The following is a 2,013-nucleotide window of genomic DNA, read 5'->3' as shown; positions in this document are numbered from 1 at the left end:
ACCGAGAGCTGTCCGGCGCGGGTCGGGTGCGTCCACACCGGCTGCGACACACCTACGGCACCGAACTCGCCTCCGCGGGAATCGATCTGATGGTACTGCGGGAGTTGATGGGGCACGCGTCCCCGGAGACCACCGCCGAGTACGTGCACCTGTCGATCGAGCAGCTCGCCGCCGAATACGGCGCCGCCCGGGCCAGTCTCGCCGGGGAACGGCGATGACCACCGCATCGACGACCATGGTGGCCCCGGACACGGTGCTGGCCGGCTATCTCGACCACGTCGCCACCCTCGGGCTGGGCGGAAGGGCCGTCCGCGGCCGCACCCGCATCGCGAGCACGTTTCTGGCCGCGCACCCGGATCTGCAGGAATGGATGGCCCGGCCTGCATCGGACCGGCTCACCGAACTCCGCAGTGCCGGGGCTTGGCCGCTGCTGTGTCACGTCATCGGGCGAGACGAGCTGCGACTGGACCTCGAGTTCGCCGCCGTCAAGAACCTCACCGGACTCGGCAGTGCGATCGAGGCGCGCGACCCGGACGGGTTCGCCGCGGCCCGGACCGCCGGACTGGCCTTGGGCTGGACACCGTCATGGGTGGAGACCGTCCTCGGCGAGTGCCTGGCGGTGCTGCTCGCCTGGCACGGCGGATCCGTCAGCGGCATCACCAACGACACCGTCGACGATTTCGATGCCGCATTGGCTGCCACACAAGCTATTCCACCGTCGTCGCGCCGGGCCTACCGCAATCGGATCGCGGGTCTGCGGCAGGTGCTGTTCGAGGCCCGCATCGTCGACACACCACCACGGCGCCGCGTCTGGGCCCGCAGCTATGGCCAACGGTTCGCCGACGTTCCGATGGCCGACGCGATCCGCGAGACGCTATTGCGCTATGTCACCGTCCGGGCCGCGGTGCTTCGCCCGAAGTCCGTCGAATCACTGATCAACGACCTGCTGCCATTCGCAGACTATCTCACCACACACCACCCCGAGGTCACCTCCCTCGACGGTCTCGACCGCAGTCACATCGAGGGCTTCCTCGTCTGGAACCGCACCCGCACCTGGCGCGGGCAACGCGCCGCCGCCGGCGCCGGACGCACCATCTCGATGGCGGTGATCCAATCGACGGTGCTGAGCCTGCGCAACCTGCTCGACGACATCACCGCATGGGGCTGGGAGCAGGCACCGCCGCGCCGGCTGGTCTTCGCCGCCGACGTCCCCAAACTCGACCAACCCTTGCCCCGCGCACTGGCACCCGACGTCGACGGCGTGGTGATGAACGCTGTTGCCGGGTTGGAGGATCCGTTCGCTCGCATCGGGTTGACGGTGCTCCGCGGTGCGGGGTTGCGGGTCGGGGAACTGCTCGACCTCGAGCTCGGCAGCGTCGTCGACTACGGCCCGGCCGGGACCTGGCTGAAGGTGCCGCTGGGCAAACTCGCGACCGAGCGCATGGTGCCGCTGTCGGCGGCCACGGTCGCGGCGTTGGACGAGTGGACCGGCGGGCGCGGCGTCTGCCGGCCGCTGCCGCATCCGCGGACCGGAGCTTTGACCGATTTCCTGTTCGTCGCGCACGGCCGMCGCCTCGGCCAGACCCGGCTGCGCAATGGGCTGCTCGCCGCCGTCGAGCAGTCCGGGCTGCGCGGCGCCGGCGGCGCACCGTTGGTGGTGACACCGCATCAGCTGCGGCATACCTGGGCGACCGAACTCGCCAATGCCGGAATGAGCCTGCAGGCGTTGATGGCGCTGCTCGGGCACGTCACTCCTCAGATGACTCTCCGCTACGCCACCCTCGCATCGCCGACGCTGCGCGACGCCTACGACCAGGCCATGGGCAAGATGCGGCGGCGGTTCACCCTCACCCCGGTCGGCAAACCGATCGTTCCCGACACCGTCAGCTGGCTCGGCAGCGAGATGCTCAAAACCCGCCTCGCCCATGGCTACTGTTCTCGGCACGAGGCGGCCGGAGCCTGTCCCTATGCCAACATCTGCGAGACCTGCGACAACTTCGTCACCGGACCCGA

2 protein-coding genes are annotated in these 2,013 nt (G+C 69.5%); both read left to right on the top strand.

Translation table 11 applies throughout. The features are described 5' to 3' along the window. Nucleotides 1-218, top strand: a 218-nt coding sequence (locus AC1D1G_RS44680; RefSeq protein WP_477956884.1) for a tyrosine-type recombinase/integrase, incomplete at its 5' end; no start/stop codon positions are given. Further along, the coding region (locus tag AC1D1G_RS44675; RefSeq protein WP_477956883.1) for a tyrosine-type recombinase/integrase at nt 215-2,013 on the top strand (1,799 nt) is incomplete at its 3' end. The genes AC1D1G_RS44680 and AC1D1G_RS44675, both read left to right, overlap by 4 nt.

It is taken from the genome of Rhodococcus sp. P3_B8 (assembly GCF_056402775.1).
The sequence above is the reverse complement of the archived record's forward strand: the minus strand, read 5'-3'. Positions and strand labels throughout refer to the sequence as shown.